Below are 23536 nucleotides of genomic sequence, written 5' to 3' on the forward strand. Positions count from 1 at the left end.
CGACCTTCTCGGTCTTCGCCACGGCTCCCCAGTCACCGGGCGGCGGTCAGGCGCGGCGGCGGAAGCGCAGGCCGATGACGAGGGCGACGACGAGCACCAGGCCGCCCAGGCTGAGAGCCAGGGGCCAGTTCTGCCACGAGCCGTTCGACGAGTTCGCGGGTGCGGCCTGCTGCTCGTCGGCCGGTGGCGGTGGTGTCGTGGTCGTCGGCGCGGGTGGCTGGGCCAGGGCCGCGGCGCCCGCCACGGCGCGGATCGGGGTGCCGGCGCCCTCGGAGGCTGAGAGCAGGGTGCCGTCCGGGTCGAAGGCGATGGCCTCGCCCTGCGGTTCGTTCGGCAGCGGGACGCGGACCGGGTCGCCGGACAGCGCCTTGACGACGTCGCCGTCGGGGACCGGGTAGAGGTACGCGTCGGTGTAGGTGCGCAGGGCGATGACGGAGCCGTCGGCCGTGGAGGCCGCTCCGGTCACCAGGCGCGAGTCGAGGGTGCCCTCCAGGGGGCCGCCGGGGGTGTCCGTCGACGACAGCGACACGCGTGCCACCTGCTCCAGCGGCACCGATATATCAGTTCGCAGTGGGGCTGTGGGGCGGTAGACCAGTGCGGAGCCGAGGGGTTCCTTGGTGATGATGTACGGCGTTCCGGACTTGTCGATGAGCAACGCCTCGGCGTCGTGCTTGCCGTCCGGGTAGGTGACGCGGAACCGCTCCACGGCGCCCGAGGGCGAGACCTTGTGCAGGGCGACCGTGGAGCGGGACTTGTTGTTGTCGCCGGTGTCGGACGCCCAGAGGGTGCCGTCCGGCGTCATCGCCAGGTCCTCGACGTCGTACGGGTCGACGGGCGCGGTGATCGTGCGCTTCACGACGCAGTCGCGGCCCATGACCTGGATGCGCAGCGTGCCGTTGTCGCTGTCGCTGACGGCGAAGAACTCTGTGCCGTTGGACGTGAGCCCGGAGAGCTCCTGCATGGCTACCGGGCACACGTCCACCGGTGGAGGCGGGAGGATCAAGCAGGCGTCCCGTTCGTCGCGAACTCCTCCAGGACGCCGGCCAGGTCCGGGCGCACCCGAGCGCTGATCAGCGTGCCCGACTCCGTGTGCTTCTCGGACAGCATCTCGCCGTCGCGGTGCACGCGGGCGACGACCTCGCCGCGCGCGTACGGCACTAGGGCCTCGACCACGACCTCGGGACGTGGCATCAGCTCGGCGATGCGGACCCGCAGCTCCTCGATGCCGGTTCCCGAGTGCGCCGACACGAACGACGCGTCCGGGAACAGGTGTCGCAGCCGGGCCATGCCCAGGTCGCCCACGGCGTCGATCTTGTTCACGACGAGCAGCTCGCGCGGCATCGGCGCGTCGGCCTTCTCGTTGATCTCGGCGAGGACCTGGCGCACGGCCTTGACCTGCTGCTCCGGCATGGCGTCGGAGCCGTCGACCACGTGCACGAGCAGGTCGGACTGGCCGACCTCCTCGAGGGTGGAGCGGAACGCCTCGACCAGCTGGTGCGGCAGGTGCCGGACGAAGCCGACCGTGTCGGTCAGCGTGTACGGCAGGCCTTCGGGCGTCAGCGCGCGGCGCGTCGTCGGGTCGAGGGTGGCGAACAGCGCGTCCTCCACCAGGACACCGGCGCCCGTCAGCGCGTTGAGCAGCGACGACTTGCCCGCGTTCGTGTAGCCCGCGATGGCGACGCTCGGGATCTCGTTCGCCGTGCGGCGGCCCCGCTTGGTCTCGCGGATGACGCCGATCGCGGCGATCTCGCGGCGCAGCTTGGCGATGCGCGCGCGGATCCGGCGGCGGTCGGTCTCGATCTTGGTTTCACCGGGACCGCGCAGACCCACACCGCCGTTGCCGCCGCCGGCACGACCACCGGCCTGCCGCGACAACGTCTCACCCCAGCCGCGCAGGCGCGGCATCAGGTACTGCAGCTGGGCCAGCTCGACCTGCGCCTTGCCCTCCTTGGACCGCGCGTGCTGCGCGAAGATGTCCAGGATGAGGGCGGTGCGGTCGATGACCTTGACCTTGAGCTTCTCCTCCAGCTGACGCAGCTGGCCCGGCGAGAGCTCGCCGTCGCAGATCACCGTGTCGGCGCCGGTCGACTGCACGACGTCGCGCAGCTCGGAGACCTTGCCGGACCCGATGTACGTCGCCGCGTCGGGCTTGTCCCGCCGCTGCACGACGCCTTCGAGGACCTCGGAACCCGCGGTCTCGGCGAGGCGCGCGAGCTCGGCCATCGAGGCGTCGGAGTCGGCTGCCGTGCCCTCGGTCCACACCCCGACGAGCACGACCCGCTCCAGGCGAAGCTGCCGGTACTCGACCTCGGTGATGTCCTCGAGCTCGGTGGACAGCCCCGCGACACGGCGCAATGCGGCGCGTTCGGCGAGTTCGTAGTCACCCGTCGAGAAGTCGTCTTCCCACGACTCGTCGTCGAACTGGGGGTCGAACTCTGTGCTCTGGATGTTTTCCGTCATTTGCCCTTCATCGTCCCACGGACCTGTTCAGTCCCCCGGATACACCGCGAGGTAGATCGCCACACGGGGAACATCCGGCTTGACCGGTTGCGCGGCCAACTCCTCCATCAACGCTTCGAGCCGCTGCTTTAGTTCCTCGGGGTCGACGGTGACGACCAGGCGGCTCTGATCCACGTCACGGAGCCCGATGTCGGCGACCTCGCCGAGGAAAGCGTGCAACATCGCCTCGCCGACGGCGACCGCATTTTCGCTGTTGTCAAGCTCCCAGGACAGCTTCGTGGACCGGTAGGGGATCTCCTTCGCGCCCCGGTTGCCCGCGCGGGGCGGCATCGCCTCCAGGAATCCGGCGGCCACGAGTTTGCGCACGTGGTGCAGGGTCGTGGCCGGGTCCTTGCCGAGGCGCCGCGCCAGCTCCTTGTTGGTGAGCGGGCGGTCGAACGTCATGCGGATCATCCGCAGCCGCAGGTCGGAGCTCAGGGCGGCGGCTTCCTCGCTCGTCGCGGGCCGGCGTCTCCTCGGGGGTGGCACCCGCCCAGTGTAAGCGAGTGATTGACAGTTTCCAATCACTCGGCGCAGACTCCCCGGCATGACGCTTTGGGGGCATCACGACTTCCGCCGGCTGTGGGTCGGCGACACCATCAGCCAGTTCGGCGCCAGTGTCGGCGTCACGGTGATCCCGCTGCTCGCGGCGGGCGTGCTGAACGCGACGCCGTTCGAAATGGGGTTGCTGGCGGCGGCGAGCACGATGGCGTTCCTGCTCATCGGACTGCCCGCGGGCGTCTGGGTCGACCGGATGCGCCGCAAGCCGCTGATGATCGCGATGGACGTCGCCCGCGCCACGCTGATGCTGAGCGTGCCCGTCGCGTGGTGGCTGGGCGTGCTCGACCTGCCGCAGCTGATCGTGGTGAGTCTCGCGGTCGGCGTGTGCACGGTGTTCTTCGACGTCGCCTACCAGTCGTACCTGCCGTCGCTGGTCGGGCGGGACCAGCTCGTCGAGGGCAACTCGAAGCTCCAGGCCAGCATGTCCGTCGCCGAGGTGTCGGGACCCGCGATCGGCGGCTACGCGGCCCAGTTCCTCGGCGCGGCCAACGGCGTGCTGGCGACCGGCCTCGGCTACCTGAGCTCGGCGTTCTTCCTGGCCGGGATCCGCACGGCCGAACCGGCGCCGGAACGCCACCCGGACCCGCACCTGCGTCGCGAGATCGTGGAGGGGCTGCGGTTCGTCTTCAGCAACCCCACGCTGCGCAAGATCGTCGCCTGCACCGGCACGTCGAACTTCTTCCACGGCATCCAGAACGCCGTCAGCGTGCTGTTCCTGCTGCGCGTCGCCGGGCTGAGCGAGGGAACGGCGGGCCTGGTCTTCAGCGCGAGCGGGGTGGGCGGCGTGCTCGGCGCGATGGTCGCGCACCGGCTCGGAACGTGGATCGGCCAGGCCAGGCTGATCTGGTTCGTACCGGTCCTGACCTGGCCGTTCGTCCTGCTGATGCCGTTCACGACGCCGGGGTGGGGCATCGCGTTCGCGATGGCCGGGCTCGCGATCAGCTCGTTCGGCGTCGTCGTTTACAACATCGGGCAGGTGAGCTACCGGCAGGCGATCTGCCCCGACCACCTGCTGGGCCGCATGAACGCCTCGATCCGCTGGGTCGTGTGGGGCGCGACGCCGCTGGGGGCGCTGCTGGGCGGCGGGCTCGGCTCGTGGATCGGGATCGTGCCGACGCTGTGGGTCTCGCTGATCGGCTCGGTGGCCGGGATGGGGTGGGTGCTGTTCTCGCCGTTGCGGTCTATGCGGGACCTGCCGACCACGTCTAGCGTCGAGGCCCATGGCTGAGACGAAGGTTGTGCGCGACGGTCTTCACTTCGGCGAGGGACCGCGGCGCGGCCCCGATGGCCGCCTCTACTACTCCGACTTCTACGCGGGCGAGGTGCACGCCCTCGACCTCACCGGTGGTGCCGACGAGGTCGTCGCCGCCTTCGACGGCCAGCCCTCGGGCCTCGGCTGGCTGCCGGACGGCACCCTGCTCGTCGTCTCGATGCTCGACCGGACGGTCCGCAAACTCGTGAACGACGAACTGGTCGTCCACGCCGATATATCGGATATCGCGACCTTTCACGCGAACGACATGCTCGTCGACGCCGAGGGCCGCGCGTACGTCGGCAACTTCGGCTTCGACCTGCACGGCCTGATCGACGAGGTCGGCATCCCGCGGCTGCTCGAACCGGACTTCGACCCGCTCGGCACCGAGCTCGCGCTCGTCGGGCCCGACGGCTCCGTCCGCGTCGTCGCCGAGGACCTCAAGTTCCCGAACGGCATGGCGTTGCTCCCCGACCCGAGCGGCGAGGCCGAGAGCGGGAACGTCCTGGTCGTCGCCGAGACCGTCGCGTTCAAGCTCACGGCGTTCTCGGTCGACCGCGACGGGTCGCTGCGGGGCCGCCGGGTGTGGGCCGACGTGAAGGAGCTCGGGATCGCTCCGGACGGGATCGCCGGCGACGGCGACGGCGTGTGGGTGGCGCCGGCGTTGCAGCCCGCGGTGTTCCGGATCGCCGAGGGCGGCAAGGTCACGCACAAGGTCGAGACGACGCAGACGTGCTTCGCCGTCGCCGTCGTCGACGACCACCTCGTGTGCCTGACGGCGCCCGACTCGAACCCGTCCGTGGTCAAGCCCGACCGGCTGGGGAAGATCGAGGTCTACGAGCTCAACTGAAATCTCGACTGATATATCGGATATCGGCTGGGCCGGACCAGCTAGACCAGGGCGTCCCACCAGGACTTGTCGAGCTCGCCGCGCGCGACGAGCACGGCAGGTCCGGTGAGCGTCGACGTCGTCGGCTCGATCGTCACGCGCACCTGGCCGCCGAGGACGTCGACGGTGGCCTCACCGGTCGTGCGGCCCTGGCCGGCGAGCCACGACGCGACGGACGCGACGGTGCCGGTGCCGCACGAGCGGGTCTCGCCGACGCCGCGCTCGTAGACGCGCATGCGCAGCGCGTTCTCGCCGATGACGTTGATCAGCTCGACGTTCACGCCGTGCGGGAACATCACCGGGTCGAAGCCGGGCGGCACGGTGAGGTCGAAGCTCCCCACCGGGAGGTCGGTGACGCACGCCAGGTGCGGGTTGCCGACGTCGACCGCGAAGCCGCCGATGCCGGCGCCGTCGACCGCGGCGATGGACGTGCCGGTGACCCGCGCGGGGCCCATGTCGTTCGTGACCGAGCCGTCCGGGTGCGTCGTCACCGTGCGGTCGCCGGCGCGGGTGCCCACCACGAACGACCCCTGCGGCTGGTGGCCCGCGTCGACCAGGTAGCGGGCGAAGACGCGCAGGCCGTTGCCGCACATCTCGGCGATGGAGCCGTCGGCGTTGCGGTAGTCCATGAACCACTTGCCCCCGGAACCGCCACCGGAACGCACGACGCGCAGCACGCCGTCGGCGCCCAGGCCGCGCTGCCGGTCGCACAGCGCCTGAACGCGGGCGACGGTCAGGTCCAGCTGGTCATCGAGGTCGGGCAGGACGACGAAGTCGTTCTCCGTGCCGTGCCCCTTCACGAACTCCACGGGACAAGGCTACCGGCGGCGTCCAAAAGATCCGGCCGAGCACCGTCGAGCCAGGTGATGCGCCGGTCGCGCCGGAACCACGACCGCTGCCGGCGCACGAACCGCCGGGTGGCGCGCTTGGTCTCCTCCGCGGCGAAGTCGATCGTGCAGGCTCCGTCCATTGCGGACAGCACCTGCTGGTAGCCCAGGGCACGGGAAGCCGTCCTGCCCTCACGCAGGCCGAGCCGGACCAGCGCGCGCACCTCGGCTTCGAGGCCCGACTCGAACATCACGTCCACGCGCCGGTCGACGCGCGAGTCCAGTTCGGACACCTCGCGGTCGACGCCGATCTGGACGGTGCCGTACCGCGCGGGGCCGGGCTTGGGGAGGTTCGCGGAGAACGGCTGCCCCGTCAGCTCGATGACCTCCAGGGCGCGCACGATGCGGCGGCCGTTGGACGGCAGGATCGCGATCGCGGCGGCCGGGTCGAGCTCCCGCAACCGCTGGTGCAGCGCCTCGGGACCGACGGACGCCAGTTCGGCCTCGAACCGCTCGCGGACCGCGTCGTCGGTGCCGGGGAACTTCAGGTCGTCGAGCACCGCCTGGACGTAAAGTCCCGAACCTCCGACGAGCACCGGCGGGCGCCCGGCGGCGAGCAGGTCCTCGACCACGGCCCGCGTCTCGCGCTGGTAGGCGGCGACGGACGCGGTCTCGGTGACGGACAGGACGTCGAACAGGTGGTGGGGCACGCCGCGCCGTTCGGGCACGGGCATCTTCGCCGTGCCGATGTCCATGCCGCGGTAGAGCTGCATGGCGTCCGCGTTGACGACCTCTCCCCCGAACCGCTCCGCGAGCGCGACGGCCAGATCGGACTTGCCGGTCGCCGTGGGTCCGACGACGGCGATGGGCGTTATCGGGGTCGTCATCACGGGCGCTCCCAGACGGCGACGTGGTAGCCCACGCCGAACGGTGCGAAGAACTCGGCGCTCGAACAGCGCCACGGACCGGGCACGCCCGCGAGGACCTGCCACGCCGCACGCCCCTGCGCGCCCAGCTCGCGGGCCAGGCCGGGGTCGAGGCCGAGCAGGCCGTCGACGTCGGCGGCCGCCAGGAGGTCGTGGACCGCCGAGTCGAAAGGCCCCGAACGCTCGTCGTCGGACCCCGGCGAGCGCGGGCCGTGCCGCGTCGACCCGTCCCCCAGGACCAGCAGTCCCGCGTCCCCGGCGCCGGCGGCGAGTCGTTGTCCAAACGAGACACAATCCGAAGTGGGCAGGTCGTGAGGCACGAGTTCAACGCGTGACACCTCGACTCCGCAGCGTTCGCGCAGCCACGCGGTGATTAGCACTGGCAACGGAATCGTGGCATCCGGCGGCAGGTCACCCCCGAGTGTCACGGGCACGTCGACCCCGTAACCGAGAAAAGTTCCCGACAACGGCGGCACGAACGTGGAGGGGCCACTTCCGTCGACGGCCACCGCGACCCACGGACCGGGCAGTTTTCCTGCTGCGGCAAGGGTTGCGGCGCGCACGGGCTCGGTCTCGGCGGCGGCGCCGGAGACCAGTTCCGGCACCAGGAGGGGTGGGTGCGGCACCACCGCAGCGCGGGTGATCACAACGAACGAGGCTACCTATCGTGGACTCCCAGTACCGAGCCGAGCTCTGACCTGTTTGAATGCGCGCGGGGAACTGGGGACGGGAGACCCTCCAGCGCCCGTATTGCATCGGCCCCGCCAACGGCGGGGCGCCCGTGGCAGGCACGGGCGTCAGATGGGAGGAACCGGCGATGTCGGAGCAGGACAGCACACCGCAGGCCGTGGCGGAGACCGCCCCAGTCGAGGGTGCAGCCGAGGGCGGGGTCGAACAAACGCCGAAGGAGACCGCGGCGCAGGCGACGCCTCCGGCCGTCCCCGTGGCGTCGGACCACCCTGACCGCTGGGGGCGCGTGGACGCCGACGGCACCGTGTACGTGAAGACCGAGGACGGCGAACGCGCTGTCGGGTCGTGGCAGGCCGGTGAGCCGGTCGAGGGCCTCGCGCACTTCGCGCGGCGCTTCGACGACCTGCGCACCGAGGTCGAGCTGCTCGTGTCGCGGCTCAAGTCCGGCGCCGGCGACCCCAAGCACGCCCTGACCAGCGCGAAGCACGTCAAGGAGCAGCTGGCCGAGGCCGCCGTCGTCGGCGACCTGAAGGCGCTGGCCGCCCGCGTCGAGCACGTGCTGGAGCGGGCCGAGGCGGGCATGGAGAAGGCGAAGGAGGCCAAGGAGGCCGCCCGAGCCCAGTCCGTGGCGCGCAAGCAGGCGCTCGTCGACGAGGCCGAGTCGATCGCGAACGAGTCGACCCAGTGGAAGGTCGCGGGCGACCGCCTGCGTCAGATCCTCGACGAGTGGAAGACCATCCGCGGCGTCGACCGCAAGACCGACGAGCAGCTGTGGCGCCGGTTCTCGAAGGCCCGTGACGCGTTCAACCGCCGCCGCGGCTCGCACTTCGCCGACCTCGACCGCCAGCGTTCGGTCGCGAAGTCGTCGAAGCAGGCGCTGGTCGAGGAGGCCGAGAAGCTCGTCGACTCCGACGACTGGGGCCCCACGGCCGGTCGCTACAAGGAGCTGATGGTCGAGTGGAAGGCCGCCGGGCGTGCGCCCAAGGAGGCCGACGACGCGCTGTGGCAGCGGTTCCGCGCCGCGCAGGACGCGTTCTTCCAGAAGCGCTCCGAGGCGTTCAGCGAGCGTGACGCCGAGTTCTCGGCCAACGCGAAGCTGAAGGAGGAGCTGCTCGCCGAGGCCGAGACGATCGACCCGTCGACCGATCTGGAGGCGGCGCGCAACCACCTCTACAAGATCCAGGAGCGGTGGGACGCGATCGGCAAGGTGCCGCGCGAGCGCATCCGCGAGCTCGAGGGCAAGCTCCGCGCCATCGAGGAGAGGGTCCGCGGCGCGGTCGACGCCCAGTGGCGCCGGTCCGACCCCGAGGCTGAGGCCCGCGTGGCGCAGTTCCGCGAGCGCGTGGAGCAGTTCGAGGCGCAGGCCGCGAAGGCCCGTGCCGCGGGCGACAAGCGCCGCACCGAGCAGGCCGAGGCGCAGGCGGCGCAGTGGCGCGAGTGGCTGGCCGCCGCCGAGCAGGCCCTGGCCACCCGCTAGAGGTTCCTCACGCCCAAGAGCCCTTCTTCCCACCGGGAGAGGGGCTCTCGGGCGTTCTAGCGGGTGATGCGCCACTTCTGGTCGTCGCTGCCCGCGCACAGCGACACGATCAGCCAGGTGCCGTTCTCGAACGAGCCGTTCGCGGTGCCCAGGCACCGGCCGGAGGCCACGTGCGCGATCTGGCTGCTGTTCACGGTCTGCCACAGCTGCGCGTCGTTGCCCCACGAGCACGCGTTCGCCTTGATGTGCTCGCCGAAGTTCTCCTGGACCACCGGCTCCATGCAGAGGTTGCCCCGCTGGTTGCGGATGCGGAAGACGGCCGGGTTCGCGTCGGAGAACTCGCGCGCCCAGAACGGCTGGAAGCTGGTGCTGTCGCTCGCCGGGTGCCGGTCCCACATCACGACGTCGTTCCAGCTGTTCTCGTAGAAGTCCGCGGCGCGCTGGGCGTTGCCGGCGGGCACCAGGTACCCCGGCCCGTCGGTGGCAGGCTTCACCGGCGCGGGCTGGGGCGCGGGAGGCGCCGGTGCGGCGGTCGTCGGGCGCGGTGGCGTTGCGGTGGTGCGTGGAACGCCCGTCGGCACGGTGCCCGTCTCCACCGCCGACGTCGAGGTCGACGAGGACGGCACCGGGGTGTCCGTGGAGGGCGACGGCGGCGTGGACACCACCGTCGTCGTCGCAGCGGGCTGCTCGTCGTTCTTGAGGTACACGGCGGCGACGACGGCCACGGTCAGCGCCGCCACCACTCCGAGGACGATGGCGGCACGGGCCAGGTGTGACGAGTTCCGCGAGCCGGGGAGGTACACGTCGCGAACCGACTGCGCCTGCAGGACGGTGCCGCTGATGTCGCCCTGCGTGGAGTTCGCGCTGTGCTCCTCCGCCTCGGTCATGCCCAGCGAATCGAGAACACCCGGAATTCATTACAGCCCGAACGTCAGAGCTGCGGCGGGCGCGAGGCCGCGATCTTCACCCACTTGACGAGCAGCACCACCACGGCGATCACCGCGATGACCAGCCCGATGCCGGGACCGGGTCCGATGGTCTTGTTGCTCGTCGTCGTCTGCTGCGTCCAGATCGACAGCACCCCGATGATCGACCCCGCGAACAGCCCCAGCGAGCACACCCAGGTGAGCACCCAGCGCCGCACCGCGAGCGTGATCCCGGAGCCCGCCACGCCGACGGCGAGGGCCAGGTACGAGAACAGCGTCGGCAGGAACAGCTCCGACTCGCCCAGCACGACCTGCAGGCCCGAGTGCTCGCCGACCCACGGCAGGATCAGCGACACCAGGATCGCGAGCACCGCGATCGAGATCGTCAGCGCCCCCGTGCCGGGGTCGATCCTCTTGGCCGCCTGGCGCTCGACCTCGTCCACTTCCTTGCGCAAGAAGTCCTCGTCACTCACTGGGCCGCACATCCCGACACGGCGGGCAGCGGGGCGGGCACCCCGAACGACGGCAGACCGAGGCCGATGCCCGCGGTCTTGGGCTTGATGCCGGCCTCCGAGCGGTCGCCGGCCTTGGTGCGGCGCCACGACAGCGGTTCGCCGTCCGCGACGAGGTAGTGCGGGGCCGCGTACGTCACGACCGTCTCCACCACGTCACCGGGACGCGGAACCGTCGCGCCCGGCGTGAAGTGCACGAGACGACCGTCGCGCGCGCGGCCGCTCATGCGCAGCGTCTCGGCGTCGCGCTTGCCCTCACCGGTGGCGACGAGGACCTCGACCGTGCGGCCCACCTGCTCCTTGTTGAGCGTGTGCGTCATCTCGTTCTGCAACGCCACGAGCCGGTCGAAGCGCTCCTGCACCACGGCCTTCGGCAGCTGGTCCGGCAGCTCGGCGGCGGGCGTTCCCGGCCGCTTCGAGTACTGGAACGTGAACGCCGACGAGAAACGGGCCTGGCGCACGACGTCGAGCGTGCCCTGGAAGTCCTCTTCGGTCTCACCGGGGAACCCGACGATGATGTCGGTGGTGATCGCGGCGTCCGGCATGGCGGCGCGGACCTTCTCGATGATGCCCAGGTACTTCTCGGTGCGGTAGGAGCGGCGCATCGCCTTGAGCAGGCGGTCCGAACCGGACTGCAGCGGCATGTGCAGGCTGTGGCACACGTTCGGCGTCTCGGCCATCGCGGCGATGACGTCGTCGGTGAAGTCCTTGGGGTGCGGCGAGGTGAAGCGCACGCGCTCCAGGCCCTCGATCTCCCCGGTGGCGCGCAACAGCTTGCCGAACGCGAGCCGGTCGCCGAACTCGACGCCGTAGGAGTTCACGTTCTGCCCCAGCAACGTCACCTCCAGCACGCCCTCGTCCACCAGGGTCTGCACCTCGGCCAGCACGTCACCGGGACGGCGGTCCTTCTCCTTGCCGCGCAACGACGGCACGATGCAGAACGTGCAGGTGTTGTTGCAGCCCACCGAGATCGACACCCAGCCGGAGTAGGCCGAGTCGCGCGCCGCCGGCAGCGACGACGGGAACGTCTCCAGCGCGTCGAGGATCTCGACCTGCGCCTCCTCGTTGTGGCGCGCGCGTTCGAGCAGCACCGGCAGCGAGCCGATGTTGTGCGTGCCGAACACGACGTCGACCCAGGGGGCGCGCCGGACGATCTCGCTGCGGTCCTTCTGCGCGAGGCAGCCGCCGACGGCGATCTGCATGCCGGGCTTCGCCGCCTTCTGCGGGGCGAGGTGGCCGAGCGTGCCGTACAGCTTGTTGTCGGCGTTCTCGCGGACCGCGCAGGTGTTGAAGACGACGACGTCGGGCTGCTCGGCCTCGGTGGCCCGCTCGTAGCCCGCGTCCTCGAGCAGACCGGCGAGGCGCTCGGAGTCGTGCACGTTCATCTGACACCCGAACGTGCGGATCTGGAAGCTCTTGCGAACCTGCGCGGTACTCACGCCAACACGATAACCCCTGGTCACGAGCCCGAGTCTGGCGGACCGGGCAAAGCGTCACCCATCCGCGCGTTGACCAGGCAGGACCTTCGTCGGGTGCAAGCACCGCCCACCCCCGTGGCACGATGCGCTGGTGCTGGGACGAGTGCATGCCGCCGTGAGCCTGTTGACCGCCGCAACGGTCCTGACGGGCTGTAGCAGCACGGTGTCGGACATCAAGATCACGATGGCCACCGGCAGTCCCGGCGGGGTCTACTACTCGCTCGGCCGGGGTCTCGCGGACATCTGGAGCGGACGGCTCGGCATCGCGAAGCCCCAGGTCGTCGCCACCGCCGGGTCCAAGGACAACGTCACCCGGCTGATCAACGACCAGGCACAGGTCGGTTTCTCGCAGGCGGACGCGCTCGAAGGCGTCGAGGGCTCCGGCAAGCTGCGCGCCCTGGCCCGCATGCACGACGACTACCTGCAGGTCATCGTCCGCGCCGACCTCCCCGTGACGAAGCTGCGCGACCTGTCCGGACTGCGCGTGTCGATCGGCGGGCGGGAGTCCGGTGTCGAGATCATCGCGAGCGAGCTGCTCAAGTCGGCGGGCGTCACCCCGCAGGCGGTCAACCTCAACCTCGACGACTCGGCGCAGGCGATGCGGGAGGGCAGGCTCGACGCGTTCTTCTGGTCGGGAGGGTTGCCCACCCTGGCCATCACGGACCTCACCAAGGGCCTCGGCGTGCGGATGCTCGACCTGAGCGACGTGCTGCCGAAGTTCCGCCAGGAGAAGCCCGTCTACGGGTCGGCGACGCTGCCCGCGTCGACCTACAACCTCCAGTCCGACCCGGTCGGGCCGGTCATCACGCTCGTCGTGCGCAACTTCCTGCTCGTCAACGAGAAGATGCCCGACGACGTGGCCGAAGCGCTGGTGCGGCAGTTGTTCGACGGCCAGCCGGAACTCGTGAAGGCGCACTCGGCGGCCCGCACCATAGAGCAACGGTCCGCCATCGAGACGTCACCGGTGCCGCTGCACAACGGCGCGATGCGCTACTACCGCGAAGCCAAGGTCTGAAATCTAGATCGCGGGCAGCTCCACCACGACCTTCAGGCCACCGTCCTGCGGGGACTCCAGCCGCACGACGCCGTCGACGCGTTCCACGACCAGCCGCACGATCGAGAGCCCCAGCCCTGACCCCGGCACGTTCTGGTGCGCCGGGCTGCGCCAGAACCGGTCGGTGGCCCGTTCCAGCTCGTCCGGCTGCAGCCCGGGGCCGCCGTCGGCGACCGAGAGCCGCACGACGCCGTCGGCCTTGCGGGCGTCCACGACGATCAGCGTGCCCTCCGGGGTGAACTTCAGCGCGTTGTCCAGCAACGCGTCCAGGATCGTCTCGACGCCGCGCGGCGGGGCCAGCACCATGCCGACCTTCTGCCCGTCCAGCACGAGGTGGACGTCCTTCGCCGCCGCGGCCGACTGCCACGCGGACAGCCGTGCCGCCACGGACCTGTCGACGTCGACCGGCACCGGGTCCACGGAGCTCGACTCGGCGCGCGCCATGGCGAGCAGCTCGTCGAGGATGCGGTTGAGGCGGTCGGTCTCGCTCAGCGCCTCGACCTGGTGCACCTCCGCCTCGGAGTCGACGTGACCCTCCAGGTTGGACAGACGGAGTTTCAGCGCGGTCAACGGGTTGCGCAGCTGGTGCGAGGCGTCGGCGACGAACGCCCGCTGGGACGCGAGCACATCGCTCACGTTCGCGGCCATCTGGTCGAAGGAGCGGCTGAGCTGCCGCAGTTCCGGCGGCCCGCTCTCCGCGCCGACCGGCGGCACCGGCCGGCCCGACACCACCGCCGCGAGCAGCTTGCCCGTCGCGTCGTCGAGCGCCTGCACCGGGCGCATCGTCCAGCGCACCACCGGGAGTGCCAGCAGCACCGCCAGCGCGAGCACCAGCAGGCTCGCCGCGAGCAGCAACGCCCACCAGGCGAGCACCTCGAAGCGGGTCTTCGCCGTCGGCGAGAACGTGATCACCGCGCCGCGCACCTCACCGTCGACCAGGACGGGCTCGGCGAGCACGAGCCGCGTCTCGTCCCAGGGCATGAACAGCGTCGGCGCTTCCGGCAGCCGCCCGGCCAGGGCCTTGCTGACCAGGTCCTGCACACCGCTCTCACCGAGCGCGAGGTCGTTGCGCGACGACACCAGCGGCACCGTCGGGGCGTCGCGCGCCACGACGGCCACGCCGATGTCGTAGAGCTCGTCGTAGCGCTGCAGCTCGGGCCGCAGCAGGTCGGGCTTGTCGTCGATCAGCGGCCGCGCCGCGAGCGAGGCGAACCGGCTGGTGTCGGTGAGCCGGTCGAGGAACATCTCCTGCTGCTCCGCGGCCGCCACGTTGCGGCCCAGCGGCACGCCGAGACCCACCAGCACCAGCACGACCAGGGCGAGCACCACGCCCAGCAACCGGGACCTCACAGGCCCTCACCCCACCCGATCACGACACGCCGACCCAAGATCACCCAATCGAGATCACACCTGCCCCAGCCGGTAGCCGACGCCGCGCACGGTCTCCAGCAACGCGGGCCTGCCGAGCTTGGTCCGCAACGTCGCCACGTGCACGTCCAGCGTCCGGTTCGCGCCGGACCACGTGCGGCCCCACACCTCGGCGAGGATCCGCTCGCGCGTGCACACCGCGCCACCGGCCGCCATCACCAGCGCGAGCACCTGGAACTCCTTGCGCGACAGAGCGACCGACTCCCCCGCCACCGTGACCTCGTGACGTCCCAGGTCGACGCGCACGTCGCCGGTCTCGAACACCTCCGTCGACGCCGCGCCCACCCCCACGGGATCGGCCCCGCGCCGGCGGCGGACGGCGTGCACGCGGGCGACGAGTTCACCCACGTCGTAGGGCTTGACCAGGTAGTCGTCGGCCCCGGCGTGCAGGCCGAGGATCCGGTCGTCGATCTCACCCCGCGCCGACACCACGATGATCGCGACGTCCGAGGCGGCCCTGATGGCACGGCACAGCGTCACACCGTCCATGTCGGGCAGGCCGAGGTCGAGCAGCACCACGTCGACGCCGGCCAGGCGGTCGAGCGTGCCGCGGCCAGTGGCCTGCCGGTCCACGTGGAAACCCCGCCTGGTCAGGGCGGGGACCAAGGCCTCGGCGACCCTGTCGTCGTCCTCGACGAGCAGCACGCGCACTTTCGCTACCTCCCGGGCAACCGATGTCTGCCTGTGACAGAGTTGAGACCCTAAGTCTTGCTCAATGTCCTGGACTGGTGTGGTGGCGGACACCTAGGTTTCCGCCAACGCCGACGACCCCAAATGGAGGACTGGATGACTGCCGCCTCTGCACCGCCGATGATTCGCGTGGCGGGTGTGGACAAGTTCTTCGGCCCGTTGCACGTGCTCAAGAACGTGCAGCTGGAAGTGCCGAAGGGGCAGGTCGTGGTCGTGCTGGGGCCGTCGGGTTCCGGTAAGTCGACCCTGTGCCGGACCATCAACCGCCTCGAGCCGATCGATTCCGGCGTCATCGAGGTCGACGGGCAGCCGCTTCCCGCCGAAGGAAAAGAACTGGCCCGACTCCGTGCCGACGTCGGCATGGTGTTCCAGTCCTTCAACCTGTTCGCGCACAAGACCATCGTCGAGAACGTGATGCTGGCTCCGGTGAAGGTCCGCAAGACCCCGGCCGCCGACGCCCGCAGGACCGCGATGGAACTGCTGGAGCGGGTCGGGATCGCGAACCAGGCCGACAAGTTCCCGGCTCAGCTCTCCGGTGGGCAGCAGCAGCGCGCGGCGATCGCCCGCGCGCTCGCCATGAAGCCCAAGGTGATGCTGTTCGACGAACCGACCTCGGCGCTCGACCCCGAGATGGTCCAGGAGGTCCTGGACGTCATGACGGGCCTCGCGAAGGACGGCATGACGATGCTCGTCGTCACGCACGAGATGGGCTTCGCCCGCAAGGCCGCGGACCGGGTGATCTTCATGTCCGACGGCGAGGTCGTCGAGGATTCGACCCCGGAAGAGTTCTTCTCGGCCCCGAAGTCCAACCGCGCGAAGGACTTCCTTGGCAAGATCCTGACTCACTAGTAGTCAGCCCACTTTCGAACGAATGGCAGGAGAAGGACGATGAGGGTTCGCACCCTTGCGGCGGTGCTGCTCACGGGCGCACTGGCCCTGACCGCGTGTGGCAAGGAAGGCAGCCCGGCCGACCAGGGCGCCGCGCCCGCCGGTCTGTTCGAGGTCGCCAAGGACGTCAAGGTCGACGGCTCGCCCACGTTCGAGAAGATCAAGTCTCGTGGCTCGCTGATCGTCGGTGTGAAGGAAGACCAGCCGGGTCTGGGCTACAAGGACCCGACGACCAACAAGTACACCGGCTTCGACATCGACATCGCGCGACTGGTCTCGGCGAAGCTGGGCTTCGACCCCGAGAAGATCCAGTTCAAGACGATCCAGTCCGCCGCGCGCGAGCAGGCGCTGATCAACGGTGACGTCGACTACTACGTCGGCACCTACACGATCAACGCGGGCCGCAAGGAGAAGGTCGCGTTCGCGGGCCCGTACTTCGTCGCCGGCCAGGACCTGCTGGTGAAGAAGGACGACTCGTCGATCACCGGCCCGGAGACCCTCAAGGGCAAGAAGGTCTGCTCGGTCACCGGCTCCACGCCGATCAAGAAGATCCGCGACAACGGCTACACCGAGCCCGAGAACATCCTCGAGTTCCAGGGCTACTCGCAGTGCGTCACGAAGCTGCTCAACGGTGAGGTCGACGCGGTCACCACGGACGACGCGATCCTCAAGGGCTACGCGGCCGCCGAGGAGGGCAAGCTGAAGGTCGTCGGCAAGACGTTCTCCAGCGAGCCGTACGGCATCGGCCTGCCCAAGGACGACAAGGCCCTGCGCGACAAGGTGAACGACATCCTGCAGGCCGCGCTCGACGGTGGCGACTGGCAGAAGATCTACGACGGCACGCTCGGCAAGTCGGGTTCGGCGGCCCAGAAGCCGACGATCGACCGCTACTGACGGCTGATCACGTGGCCGGTGGATCCCACGTGGGTCCACCGGCCGTTCCTTTGAAGGCGGACGGACGGCAAGGAAACCGATGAGCGTCCTCACCAACAACCTAGATCTCTTCCTGCGGCTCTTTGGCCAGACCCTGCAGCTCTTCGCGATCTCCGCGGTGCTGTCGCTGGTGCTGGGCACGCTCCTCGCCGCTCTGCGGGTCAGCCCCGTGCCGGTCTTCCGGGGCATCGGGGCGACCTACGTGACGGTGCTGCGCAACACGCCGCTGACGCTGGTGTTCGTGTTCTTCCTCTTCGCGTACCCGCTCCTGGAGATCGTGAAGATCGAGCCCTACACCGCGGCCGTGACCGCGTTGTCGCTCTACACCGCGGCCTTCGTCTGCGAGGTCGTGCGCTCGGGCATCAACACGGTGCCGGTCGGGCAGGCCGAGGCGTCCCGCGCGCTCGGTCTCACGTTCACGCAGATGCTCGGCAACGTGGTGCTGCCGCAGGCGTTGCGCTCGGTGGTGCCGCCGATGACGAGCACCATGATCGCGTTGCTGAAGAACACGACGGTCGCGTCCGGCTTCGCCGTCCCCCAGGCCGGTTCGATCCGCGACGCGCTGTCGGAGCAGGGTGACAACGTCCTGTTCGGACTCCTCTGGGTGGCGATCGGCTTCGTCGTCCTGGTGATGCCGCTGACGTACGTCCAGCAGGTCTTCGAGAAGCGGTGGAGCGTGGCCCGATGAGCATGGTGCTGTTCGACGTCCCCGGCCCGAAGGCCCGCGTCCGTCACAAGATCATGGCCGTCGTCGGCATCGCCGCGGCGCTCGCCGCGATCGCGTACGTCGTCATGCGGTTCATCGCGACCGACCAGTTCACCGCCCGCAGGCTCGACTGGATCAACTACAAGCAGATCCAGCTGTCGCTCGTCGAGGCGATCGGCAACACGCTGTCGGCGTTCGGCGTCGGAGCGGTGCTCGCACTCGCGTTCGGCGCGATCTTCGCGGCGGCCCGGCTCTCCGACCACGCGTGGGTGCGCGCCCCCGCGGCGGTGATCGTCGAGATCTTCCGCGCGATCCCGCTCGTCATCATGATGTTCTTCTTCTACTACGGCCTTCCCGTGGCCGGGGTGAAGCTGAGCGCGTTCACGGCGGTCGTGGTCAGCCTGATGCTGTACAACGGCTCGGTGCTCGCGGAGATCTTCCGCGCGGGCATCAACTCGCTGCCGAAGGGCCAGAGCGAGGCCGCGTACGCCCTGGGCATGCGCAAGACGCAGGTGATGACGTTCGTGCTGCTGCCGCAGGCGCTGCGGGCGATGCTGCCGACCATCATCAGCCAGCTCGTCGTGCTGCTGAAGGACACCGCGCTCGGCTTCCTCATCACGTTCGAGGAACTGCTGCGGTGGGGCACGCGCATCGGTGGTGACGCGGTGAACTTCGGCCGTCCGATGATCTCGGTGATGATCGTGGTCGCCCTGATCTACATCGGACTGTGCCTGTTGCTCACGTGGTTCGCGAACTACCTCGAGAAGCGCAACCGCCGCAACAAGAAGGTCATCCACACCGACGACGACGCCGCGGGGCAGGTCCAGCTCGGCAACGCGTCCGCCGTCGGGGTCGGCGGCGGGATCACGGTCTGACACCGCACGAACGAGGAAGAGGGCGTGTCCACTTCGGACACGCCCTCTTCGCTTGTCAGACGTTCCAGTCGACGACACCGCTCCAGTCCTGCCCGGACTCCCCCACGACGTCGAGGCGGAAGGTGGTGCCGGCCGGGAAGTTCGCGCCGAGCAGCCTGCGCGAGCGGTCGCCCGCCGGGAACAGCACGGGGGAGCCCGCGACCCGTCCGTCGCGGCACCACCGGATCTCCAGGTCGACCGGGCTGTCGGTGACGCGGAGCCAGACGTCCGAGCCGTCGACGGTGACCGTGCGGACGGCGAGCAGGTCGGCCGATGCGGTGCGCATGCAGCGGAACGTAGCCGTGGCAGCGGAACCGGGTCGTCTCACGGGGAGTGGATCTCCCGTCAACTTTCGCGGTACGCTCCTGGTGGGGGACCTTCCGCGGTGACGTCACACGGATGAGGGGCATCGTGACGCGCGTGCTTGTGGTCGACGACCAGCCGTTGTTCCGTGCGGGTCTGGTCGCGTTGCTTAACGCTTCACCCGGTCTGACCGTCATCGGCGAGGCCGGGGACGGCGACACCGCCGCCGCGCTCGCCGAGTCGTCGCGGCCGGACGTGGTCCTGCTGGACATCCGCCTGCCGGGGCTGGCCGCGCTCGCCCGCGTGGCGACGTCCGCGCGGGTGCTGGTGCTCACCACGTTCGACCTGGACGAGCACGTCCACGAGGCGTTGCGGCTGGGCGCGGCCGGGTTCGTGCTGAAGGAGTCCGAGCCGGCGAGGCTGATCGCCGCGATCAAGGCCGTCGCGTCCGGGGAGATGCAGTTCAGCCCCACGGTGATGCGCAGGCTCGTGGCGGCCTACCTGAGAGGCGACCCCGACGCGTCGCCGTGGCGTTCGGTCGGGCTGGAGGAGCTCACGGACCGCGAACGCGAGGTGCTCCGGCTCGTCGGCACGGGGCTGACGAACACGGCCATCGCGGCCCGGCTGTCGGTCACCGAGGGCACGGTGAAGACGCACCTCAACCGCGTCATGACGAAGCTGCGGCTGACCAGCCGGGCCCAGGCCGTGGTGATGGCGTACGAGTCCCGGCTGGTCGTGCCGCAGGGTGTCGCTAGGACCGCCTGAAGAGCTTGTTGCCCAGCCAGACGATCGGGTCGTACTTGCGGTCGGCGACGCGCTCCTTCATCGGGATGAGCGCGTTGTCGGTGATGTGGATGTGCTCGGGGCACACCTCGGTGCAGCACTTGGTGATGTTGCACAGCCCGAGGCCGTGCTGGTCCTGCGCCTGGTCGACGCGGTCCGCGGTGTCGAGCGGGTGCATCTCCAGCTCGGCGACCCGCATGAGGAACCGCGGCCCCGAGAACGCCTCCTTGTTCTCCTCGTGGTCACGCACCACGTGGCAGGTGTTCTGGCACAGGAAGCACTCGATGCACTTGCGGAACTCCTGCGAGCGCTCGACGTCGACCTGCTGCATCCGGTACTCGCCCGGTGCCAGGTCCTTCGGCGGCGCGAACGACGGGACCTCGCGCGCCTTGGTGTAGTTGAAGGACACGTCGGTCACGAGGTCGCGGATGATCGGGAACGTCCGCATCGGCGTGACCGTGATCGTCTCCGACTCCTCGAAGACCGACATGCGGGTCATGCACAGCAGGCGCGGGCGCCCGTTGATCTCCGCCGAGCACGAGCCGCACTTGCCCGCCTTGCAGTTCCACCGCACCGCGAGGTCCGGAGCCTGCGTGGCCTGCAGCCGGTGGATGATGTCGAGCACGACCTCACCCTCGTTGACCTCGACGGTGAAGTCCTCCAGCGCGCCGCCGGAGTCGTCACCGCGCCACACCCGGAACTTCCCCTGGTAGCTCATGACAACTCCTCGGAGGTGAGGTACTTCTCCAGTTCGGTGCGGTCGAACAGGTCCAGCAGGTCGGACCGGATCGGGATCTGCGGCTTCTCCACGACGCTGACGCCGTCGCCGGAAGTCGTGCACACCAGCAGCTTCCGCCGCCACTCCGCGTCCATCGACGGGTGGTCGTCGCGGGTGTGGCCGCCGCGGGACTCGGTGCGCAGCAACGCCGCCTTCGCCACGCACTCCGACACGAGCAGCATGTTGCGCAGGTCGAGCGCCAGGTGCCAGCCGGGGTTGAACTGCTGGTGGCCCTCGACGGTGAGCGACCGCGCGCGTTCCTTGAGCTTCTCCAGCCGCTGCAACGCCTCTTCCATCTCCCCGGCGCGGCGGATGATGCCGACGAGGTCGTTCATCGACTGCTGCAGCTCCATGTGCAGCGTGTACGGGTTCTCACCGCCCTCCTGCTGGAACGGTTTGAGCGCCGTGGCCCGTGCCTCGGTGACGATGTCCTCGGCGACGACGGGACGGTCCTTCAGCGCCCGCACGTACTCCGCCGCTCCGGCACCCGCCCTGCGGCCGAACACCAGCAGGTCGGACAGCGAGTTGCCGCCCAGCCGGTTCGAGCCGTGCATGCCGCCGGAGACCTCACCGGCCGCGTAGAGCCCCGCCACGGAGGAGGAACCGGTGTCCGGGTCGACCTCGACGCCGCCCATCACGTAGTGGCAGGTCGGGCCGACCTCCATCGGCTGCGCGGTGATGTCCACGTCGGCCAGTTCCTTGAACTGGTGGTGCATGGACGGCAGCCGGCGGCGGATCTCCTCGGCGGGAAGGCGCGTGGACACGTCGAGGAAGACGCCGCCGTGGGGTGATCCCCTGTCCGCCTTGACCTCGGAGTTGATCGCACGGGCGACCTCGTCACGCGGCAGCAGCTCCGGTGGGCGCCGGTTGTTCGCCTGGTCGGTGTACCAGCGGTCGGCCTCCTCCTCGTTGTCCGCGTACTTGTCCTTGAACACCTCGGGGATGTAGTCGAACATGAACCGCTTGCCGTCGGAGTTGCGCAGCACACCGCCGTCACCGCGGACCGACTCGGTGACGAGGATGCCCTTCACCGACGGCGGCCAGACCATCCCCGTGGGGTGGAACTGGATGAACTCCATGTTGATCAGCGAGGCCCCGGCGCGCATCGCGAGCGCGTGGCCGTCGCCGGTGTACTCCCAGGAGTTCGAGGTGACCTTGAACGACTTGCCGATGCCGCCGGTCGCGAGGATCACCGCCGGCGCCTCGAAGAGCACGAACCGGCCGGACTCGCGCCAGTAGCCGAACGCGCCGGCGATCCGGTCTCCGTCCTTCGCGAGCTCGGTGACGGTGAACTCCTGGAACACCCGCAGGCGTGCCTCGTAGTCGCCGAACTCCTTGAAGTCGTCCTGCTGCAACGACACGATCTTCTGCTGCAGCGTGCGGATCAGTTCGAGGCCGGTGCGGTCGCCGACGTGGGCGAGGCGCGGGTACTCGTGGCCGCCGAAGTTGCGCTGGGAGATCCGGCCGTCCTTGGTGCGGTCGAACAGCGCGCCGTAGGTCTCGAGCTCCCAGACCCGTTGCGGTGCCTCCTGTGCGTGCAGCTCGGCCATGCGCCAGTTGTTGAGGAACTTGCCACCGCGCATGGTGTCGCGGAAGTGGACCTGCCAGTTGTCGCTCTCGTTCGCGTTGCCCATGGCGGCGGCGATGCCGCCCTCGGCCATGACGGTGTGGGCCTTGCCGAACAACGACTTGCAGAGGACGGCGGTGCGCAGGCCGTGCTCACGGGCCTCGATCGCGGCTCGCAGACCGGCACCACCCGCGCCGATGACGAGAACGTCGAACGAATGCCTTTCCAGCTCGGGCAAAACCACTCCTAGTTGATGAAGCGGAGGTCGGAGATCGTTTCCGAGGCGACCAGGGCGACGTACAGGTCCGTGAGGCAGACGAAGATCAGCGAAGCCCAGGCGAGCTGCATGTGCCGGTTGTTCAGCTTGGAGATCTGCGTCCACGTCCAGTAGCGGACGGGGTGCTTCGAGAAGTGCTTGAGCCGCCCGCCCGCGATGTGGCGGCACGAGTGGCAGCTCAGCGTGTACGCGGCGAGCAGGCCCACGTTCACCAGCAGGATGATGTTGCCGAGGCCCAGTCCGGTGCTGAACGCGGAGACCGCGTCGTAGATGTTGACCAGCAACAGGATCGAGGCCGCGTAGAAGAAGTACCGGTGCAGGTTCTGCGCGATGAGCGGGAACCGGGTCTCACCGGTGTACTTGCTGTGCGGCTCGGCCACGGCGCACGCGGGCGGCGACGCCCAGGCCGCGCGGTAGTAGGCCTTGCGGTAGTAGTAGCAGGTGATCCGGAAGCCGAGCAGGAACGGGATGATCAGCAGCGGCGGGGTGAGGAACCCCGGCAGCGCCGGGAACCACTGACCGAAGTGCGATGCCGCCGGGATGCACTCCTCGGTCAGACAGGGCGAGTACATGGGCGTCAGGTAGTGGTACTCGTCGACCCAGTAGTAGTTCCCCTGGAACGTGCGGAACGCCGCGTAGATCGAGATGAGCAGCAGGCCGACGAACGTCGTCAGCGGTGGCAGCCACCATCGGTCCGTGCGCAGAGTCCTGGCGGCGATCTCTGCCCTCGCCATTGGTCACCTTTCCGGGGGTCCACGTCGTTGTGGAGGAAACGCGTAACGGCCCCCGCTGACTGCGAGGGCCGTGAGTTCGGGCTGGGTCAGGTCCGGTGCCGGTACCCACCGAGTCCTTCGTCGTCCGCGTCCTTCCAGAGCGACTCGTCGTAGGGCGTGTCGGGCACGACCACGACCTCGCGTTCCATTTGAGGCGCTTCGCGCTGCCTCGGGGTGCTCAGGTCGACGAGTTCGGTGGCGTCGATGTCCATGCGCTCTACGTCGTTGGCCAGCCGTTGCACGGCCGCCACGTCGCCATACCTGGCGCGCAGGTTGCTGACGGCGTGCCGCATCTGACCGATGACCCGGCGCAGCTCGACGATCTCCGTGGAGTTCATGGGACACCTCCGTTCCAAGGTCGTGCCCCGCACTCTGCCCAATCTCAAGCCATGTGACAAGCACCAC

General features: G+C 69.6%; 25 protein-coding genes. 9 read left to right on the plus strand and 16 right to left on the minus strand.

Annotation, left to right across the window (positions count from 1 at the left end):
* Window positions 1-46: 46 nt before the first annotated feature.
* Genes ND450_RS22105 through ND450_RS22115 form a run of 3 tightly spaced genes read right to left on the minus strand, consistent with a single transcriptional unit; the run spans window position 47 to window position 2988 of the window.
* On the minus strand, window positions 47-961 hold the full coding sequence (locus ND450_RS22105; protein WP_253320682.1) for an esterase-like activity of phytase family protein: 915 nt from the start codon (window positions 959-961) through the stop codon (window positions 47-49).
* A 38-nt stretch (window positions 962-999) separates the two neighbouring features.
* Window positions 1000-2460, minus strand: coding sequence for a GTPase HflX (gene hflX, locus ND450_RS22110; protein WP_253320683.1), 1461 nt, complete (start codon window positions 2458-2460; stop codon window positions 1000-1002).
* A 27-nt stretch (window positions 2461-2487) separates the two neighbouring features.
* Window positions 2488-2988: a transcriptional regulator gene (locus ND450_RS22115; RefSeq protein ID WP_256557238.1), complete on the minus strand. Its 501-nt coding sequence runs from the start codon at window positions 2986-2988 to the stop codon at window positions 2488-2490.
* A gap of 58 nt (window positions 2989-3046) precedes the next feature.
* Between ND450_RS22115 and ND450_RS22120 the strand changes: the two genes are divergently transcribed.
* Window positions 3047-4288: an MFS transporter gene (locus ND450_RS22120; protein ID WP_253320684.1), complete on the plus strand. Its 1242-nt coding sequence runs from the start codon at window positions 3047-3049 to the stop codon at window positions 4286-4288.
* Window positions 4281-5162, plus strand: coding sequence for an SMP-30/gluconolactonase/LRE family protein (locus ND450_RS22125; RefSeq protein ID WP_253320685.1), 882 nt, complete (start codon window positions 4281-4283; stop codon window positions 5160-5162). Before ND450_RS22120 ends, ND450_RS22125 begins: the two co-directional genes overlap by 8 nt.
* 41 nt (window positions 5163-5203) lie before the next feature.
* Here the strand turns inward: ND450_RS22125 and dapF are convergent, their stop codons facing one another.
* Genes dapF through ND450_RS22140 form a run of 3 tightly spaced genes read right to left on the minus strand, consistent with a single transcriptional unit; the run spans window position 5204 to window position 7601 of the window.
* Window positions 5204-6010 carry a diaminopimelate epimerase gene (gene dapF / locus ND450_RS22130; RefSeq protein ID WP_253320686.1) on the minus strand — a complete coding sequence of 269 codons (807 nt, stop codon included), beginning with the start codon at window positions 6008-6010 and terminating at the stop codon, window positions 5204-5206.
* Entirely contained in the window at window positions 5998-6915 is a 918-nt protein-coding gene (miaA, locus tag ND450_RS22135) for a tRNA (adenosine(37)-N6)-dimethylallyltransferase MiaA (RefSeq protein WP_253320687.1), read from the minus strand. Before miaA ends, dapF begins: the two co-directional genes overlap by 13 nt.
* Window positions 6915-7601: a class III extradiol dioxygenase subunit B-like domain-containing protein gene (locus ND450_RS22140; RefSeq protein WP_253320688.1), complete on the minus strand. Its 687-nt coding sequence runs from the start codon at window positions 7599-7601 to the stop codon at window positions 6915-6917. The genes miaA and ND450_RS22140 overlap by 1 nt, the downstream gene beginning before the upstream one ends.
* A 170-nt stretch (window positions 7602-7771) precedes the next feature.
* On the opposite strand from ND450_RS22140, the gene ND450_RS22145 reads away from it, so the two are divergent.
* Window positions 7772-9121, plus strand: coding sequence for a DUF349 domain-containing protein (locus ND450_RS22145; protein WP_253320689.1), 1350 nt, complete (start codon window positions 7772-7774; stop codon window positions 9119-9121).
* A gap of 56 nt (window positions 9122-9177) precedes the next feature.
* Here the strand turns inward: ND450_RS22145 and ND450_RS45870 are convergent, their stop codons facing one another.
* The 3 genes from ND450_RS45870 to miaB are packed head-to-tail and all read right to left on the minus strand — an operon-like array spanning window position 9178 to window position 11998.
* Window positions 9178-10008, minus strand: a complete 831-nt coding sequence (locus tag ND450_RS45870) for an RICIN domain-containing protein (RefSeq protein WP_305885172.1) — start codon at window positions 10006-10008, stop codon at window positions 9178-9180.
* Window positions 10009-10052: 44 nt separating this feature from the next.
* Window positions 10053-10520: a hypothetical protein gene (locus tag ND450_RS22155; RefSeq protein ID WP_253320690.1), complete on the minus strand. Its 468-nt coding sequence runs from the start codon at window positions 10518-10520 to the stop codon at window positions 10053-10055.
* Window positions 10517-11998, minus strand: coding sequence for a tRNA (N6-isopentenyl adenosine(37)-C2)-methylthiotransferase MiaB (miaB, locus tag ND450_RS22160; RefSeq protein WP_256557239.1), 1482 nt, complete (start codon window positions 11996-11998; stop codon window positions 10517-10519). The genes ND450_RS22155 and miaB overlap by 4 nt, the downstream gene beginning before the upstream one ends.
* A 130-nt stretch (window positions 11999-12128) precedes the next feature.
* On the opposite strand from miaB, the gene ND450_RS22165 reads away from it, so the two are divergent.
* Window positions 12129-13052 carry a TAXI family TRAP transporter solute-binding subunit gene (locus tag ND450_RS22165; protein ID WP_245786559.1) on the plus strand — a complete coding sequence of 308 codons (924 nt, stop codon included), beginning with the start codon at window positions 12129-12131 and terminating at the stop codon, window positions 13050-13052.
* Between the two features lie 3 nt (window positions 13053-13055).
* Here the strand turns inward: ND450_RS22165 and ND450_RS22170 are convergent, their stop codons facing one another.
* Both ND450_RS22170 and ND450_RS22175 read right to left on the minus strand, forming a co-directional pair.
* Window positions 13056-14441: a HAMP domain-containing sensor histidine kinase gene (locus ND450_RS22170; RefSeq protein WP_089924232.1), complete on the minus strand. Its 1386-nt coding sequence runs from the start codon at window positions 14439-14441 to the stop codon at window positions 13056-13058.
* 54 nt (window positions 14442-14495) lie between these two features.
* On the minus strand, window positions 14496-15170 hold the full coding sequence (locus ND450_RS22175; protein ID WP_089924238.1) for a response regulator transcription factor: 675 nt from the start codon (window positions 15168-15170) through the stop codon (window positions 14496-14498).
* A gap of 159 nt (window positions 15171-15329) precedes the next feature.
* Between ND450_RS22175 and ND450_RS22180 the strand changes: the two genes are divergently transcribed.
* The 4 genes from ND450_RS22180 to ND450_RS22195 all read left to right on the plus strand — a co-directional run bounded on the left by ND450_RS22180 (window position 15330) and on the right by ND450_RS22195 (window position 18611).
* Window positions 15330-16058 (plus strand): amino acid ABC transporter ATP-binding protein, encoded by a 729-nt coding sequence (locus ND450_RS22180; RefSeq protein WP_177230107.1) that lies wholly within the window; start codon window positions 15330-15332, stop codon window positions 16056-16058.
* Window positions 16059-16097: 39 nt separating this feature from the next.
* Entirely contained in the window at window positions 16098-16991 is an 894-nt protein-coding gene (locus tag ND450_RS22185; protein WP_089924244.1) for a glutamate ABC transporter substrate-binding protein, read from the plus strand.
* A 79-nt stretch (window positions 16992-17070) separates the two neighbouring features.
* Entirely contained in the window at window positions 17071-17718 is a 648-nt protein-coding gene (locus ND450_RS22190) for an amino acid ABC transporter permease (protein ID WP_089924248.1), read from the plus strand.
* A complete protein-coding gene (locus tag ND450_RS22195; RefSeq protein WP_253320691.1) occupies window positions 17715-18611 on the plus strand; it encodes an amino acid ABC transporter permease in 897 nt (298 codons plus the stop codon). Before ND450_RS22190 ends, ND450_RS22195 begins: the two co-directional genes overlap by 4 nt.
* Window positions 18612-18666: 55 nt before the next feature.
* Here ND450_RS22195 and ND450_RS22200 read toward each other — a convergent pair whose 3' ends face one another.
* Window positions 18667-18936 carry a hypothetical protein gene (locus ND450_RS22200; RefSeq protein WP_253320692.1) on the minus strand — a complete coding sequence of 90 codons (270 nt, stop codon included), beginning with the start codon at window positions 18934-18936 and terminating at the stop codon, window positions 18667-18669.
* 125 nt (window positions 18937-19061) lie between these two features.
* Here ND450_RS22200 and ND450_RS22205 point away from each other — a divergent pair, with 125 nt between their 5' ends.
* Window positions 19062-19718, plus strand: a complete 657-nt coding sequence (locus ND450_RS22205) for a response regulator transcription factor (RefSeq protein ID WP_253320693.1) — start codon at window positions 19062-19064, stop codon at window positions 19716-19718.
* On the opposite strand, the gene ND450_RS22210 is transcribed toward ND450_RS22205, so the two are convergent.
* From ND450_RS22210 to ND450_RS22225, 4 genes are all read right to left on the minus strand, one after another.
* Window positions 19705-20454 (minus strand): succinate dehydrogenase/fumarate reductase iron-sulfur subunit, encoded by a 750-nt coding sequence (locus ND450_RS22210; RefSeq protein WP_089924256.1) that lies wholly within the window; start codon window positions 20452-20454, stop codon window positions 19705-19707. The genes ND450_RS22205 and ND450_RS22210 overlap by 14 nt on opposite strands.
* Entirely contained in the window at window positions 20451-22319 is a 1869-nt protein-coding gene (locus tag ND450_RS22215; RefSeq protein WP_253320694.1) for a fumarate reductase/succinate dehydrogenase flavoprotein subunit, read from the minus strand. Before ND450_RS22215 ends, ND450_RS22210 begins: the two co-directional genes overlap by 4 nt.
* An 8-nt stretch (window positions 22320-22327) precedes the next feature.
* On the minus strand, window positions 22328-23092 hold the full coding sequence (locus ND450_RS22220) for a hypothetical protein (protein WP_089924259.1): 765 nt from the start codon (window positions 23090-23092) through the stop codon (window positions 22328-22330).
* 86 nt (window positions 23093-23178) lie between these two features.
* Window positions 23179-23469, minus strand: a complete 291-nt coding sequence (locus tag ND450_RS22225) for a hypothetical protein (RefSeq protein WP_253320695.1) — start codon at window positions 23467-23469, stop codon at window positions 23179-23181.
* Between the last annotated feature and the right edge of the window lie 67 nt (window positions 23470-23536).

This window comes from Lentzea sp. HUAS12 (genome assembly GCF_024125735.1).
In the GTDB taxonomy this organism is placed as follows: Bacteria; Actinomycetota; Actinomycetes; order Mycobacteriales; family Pseudonocardiaceae; genus Lentzea; species Lentzea albida.

Excerpts from the sequence above, each read along its gene's own strand:
- ND450_RS22105 (WP_253320682.1), bottom strand. The coding sequence starts at position 961 with ATGCAGGAGCTCTCCGGGCTCACGTCCAACGGCACAGAGTTCTTCGCC.
- hflX (WP_253320683.1), bottom strand. The coding sequence starts at position 2,460 with ATGACGGAAAACATCCAGAGCACAGAGTTCGACCCCCAGTTCGACGAC.
- ND450_RS22120 (WP_253320684.1), top strand. The coding sequence starts at position 3,047 with ATGACGCTTTGGGGGCATCACGACTTCCGCCGGCTGTGGGTCGGCGAC.
- ND450_RS22125 (WP_253320685.1), top strand. The coding sequence starts at position 4,281 with ATGGCTGAGACGAAGGTTGTGCGCGACGGTCTTCACTTCGGCGAGGGA.
- miaA (WP_253320687.1), bottom strand. The coding sequence starts at position 6,915 with ATGACGACCCCGATAACGCCCATCGCCGTCGTCGGACCCACGGCGACC.
- ND450_RS22145 (WP_253320689.1), top strand. The coding sequence starts at position 7,772 with ATGTCGGAGCAGGACAGCACACCGCAGGCCGTGGCGGAGACCGCCCCA.
- ND450_RS45870 (WP_305885172.1), bottom strand. The coding sequence starts at position 10,008 with ATGACCGAGGCGGAGGAGCACAGCGCGAACTCCACGCAGGGCGACATC.
- ND450_RS22180 (WP_177230107.1), top strand. The coding sequence starts at position 15,330 with ATGATTCGCGTGGCGGGTGTGGACAAGTTCTTCGGCCCGTTGCACGTG.
- ND450_RS22185 (WP_089924244.1), top strand. The coding sequence starts at position 16,098 with ATGAGGGTTCGCACCCTTGCGGCGGTGCTGCTCACGGGCGCACTGGCC.
- ND450_RS22190 (WP_089924248.1), top strand. The coding sequence starts at position 17,071 with ATGAGCGTCCTCACCAACAACCTAGATCTCTTCCTGCGGCTCTTTGGC.
- ND450_RS22195 (WP_253320691.1), top strand. The coding sequence starts at position 17,715 with ATGAGCATGGTGCTGTTCGACGTCCCCGGCCCGAAGGCCCGCGTCCGT.
- ND450_RS22200 (WP_253320692.1), bottom strand. The coding sequence starts at position 18,936 with ATGCGCACCGCATCGGCCGACCTGCTCGCCGTCCGCACGGTCACCGTC.
- ND450_RS22210 (WP_089924256.1), bottom strand. The coding sequence starts at position 20,454 with ATGAGCTACCAGGGGAAGTTCCGGGTGTGGCGCGGTGACGACTCCGGC.
- ND450_RS22220 (WP_089924259.1), bottom strand. The coding sequence starts at position 23,092 with ATGGCGAGGGCAGAGATCGCCGCCAGGACTCTGCGCACGGACCGATGG.
- ND450_RS22225 (WP_253320695.1), bottom strand. The coding sequence starts at position 23,469 with ATGAACTCCACGGAGATCGTCGAGCTGCGCCGGGTCATCGGTCAGATG.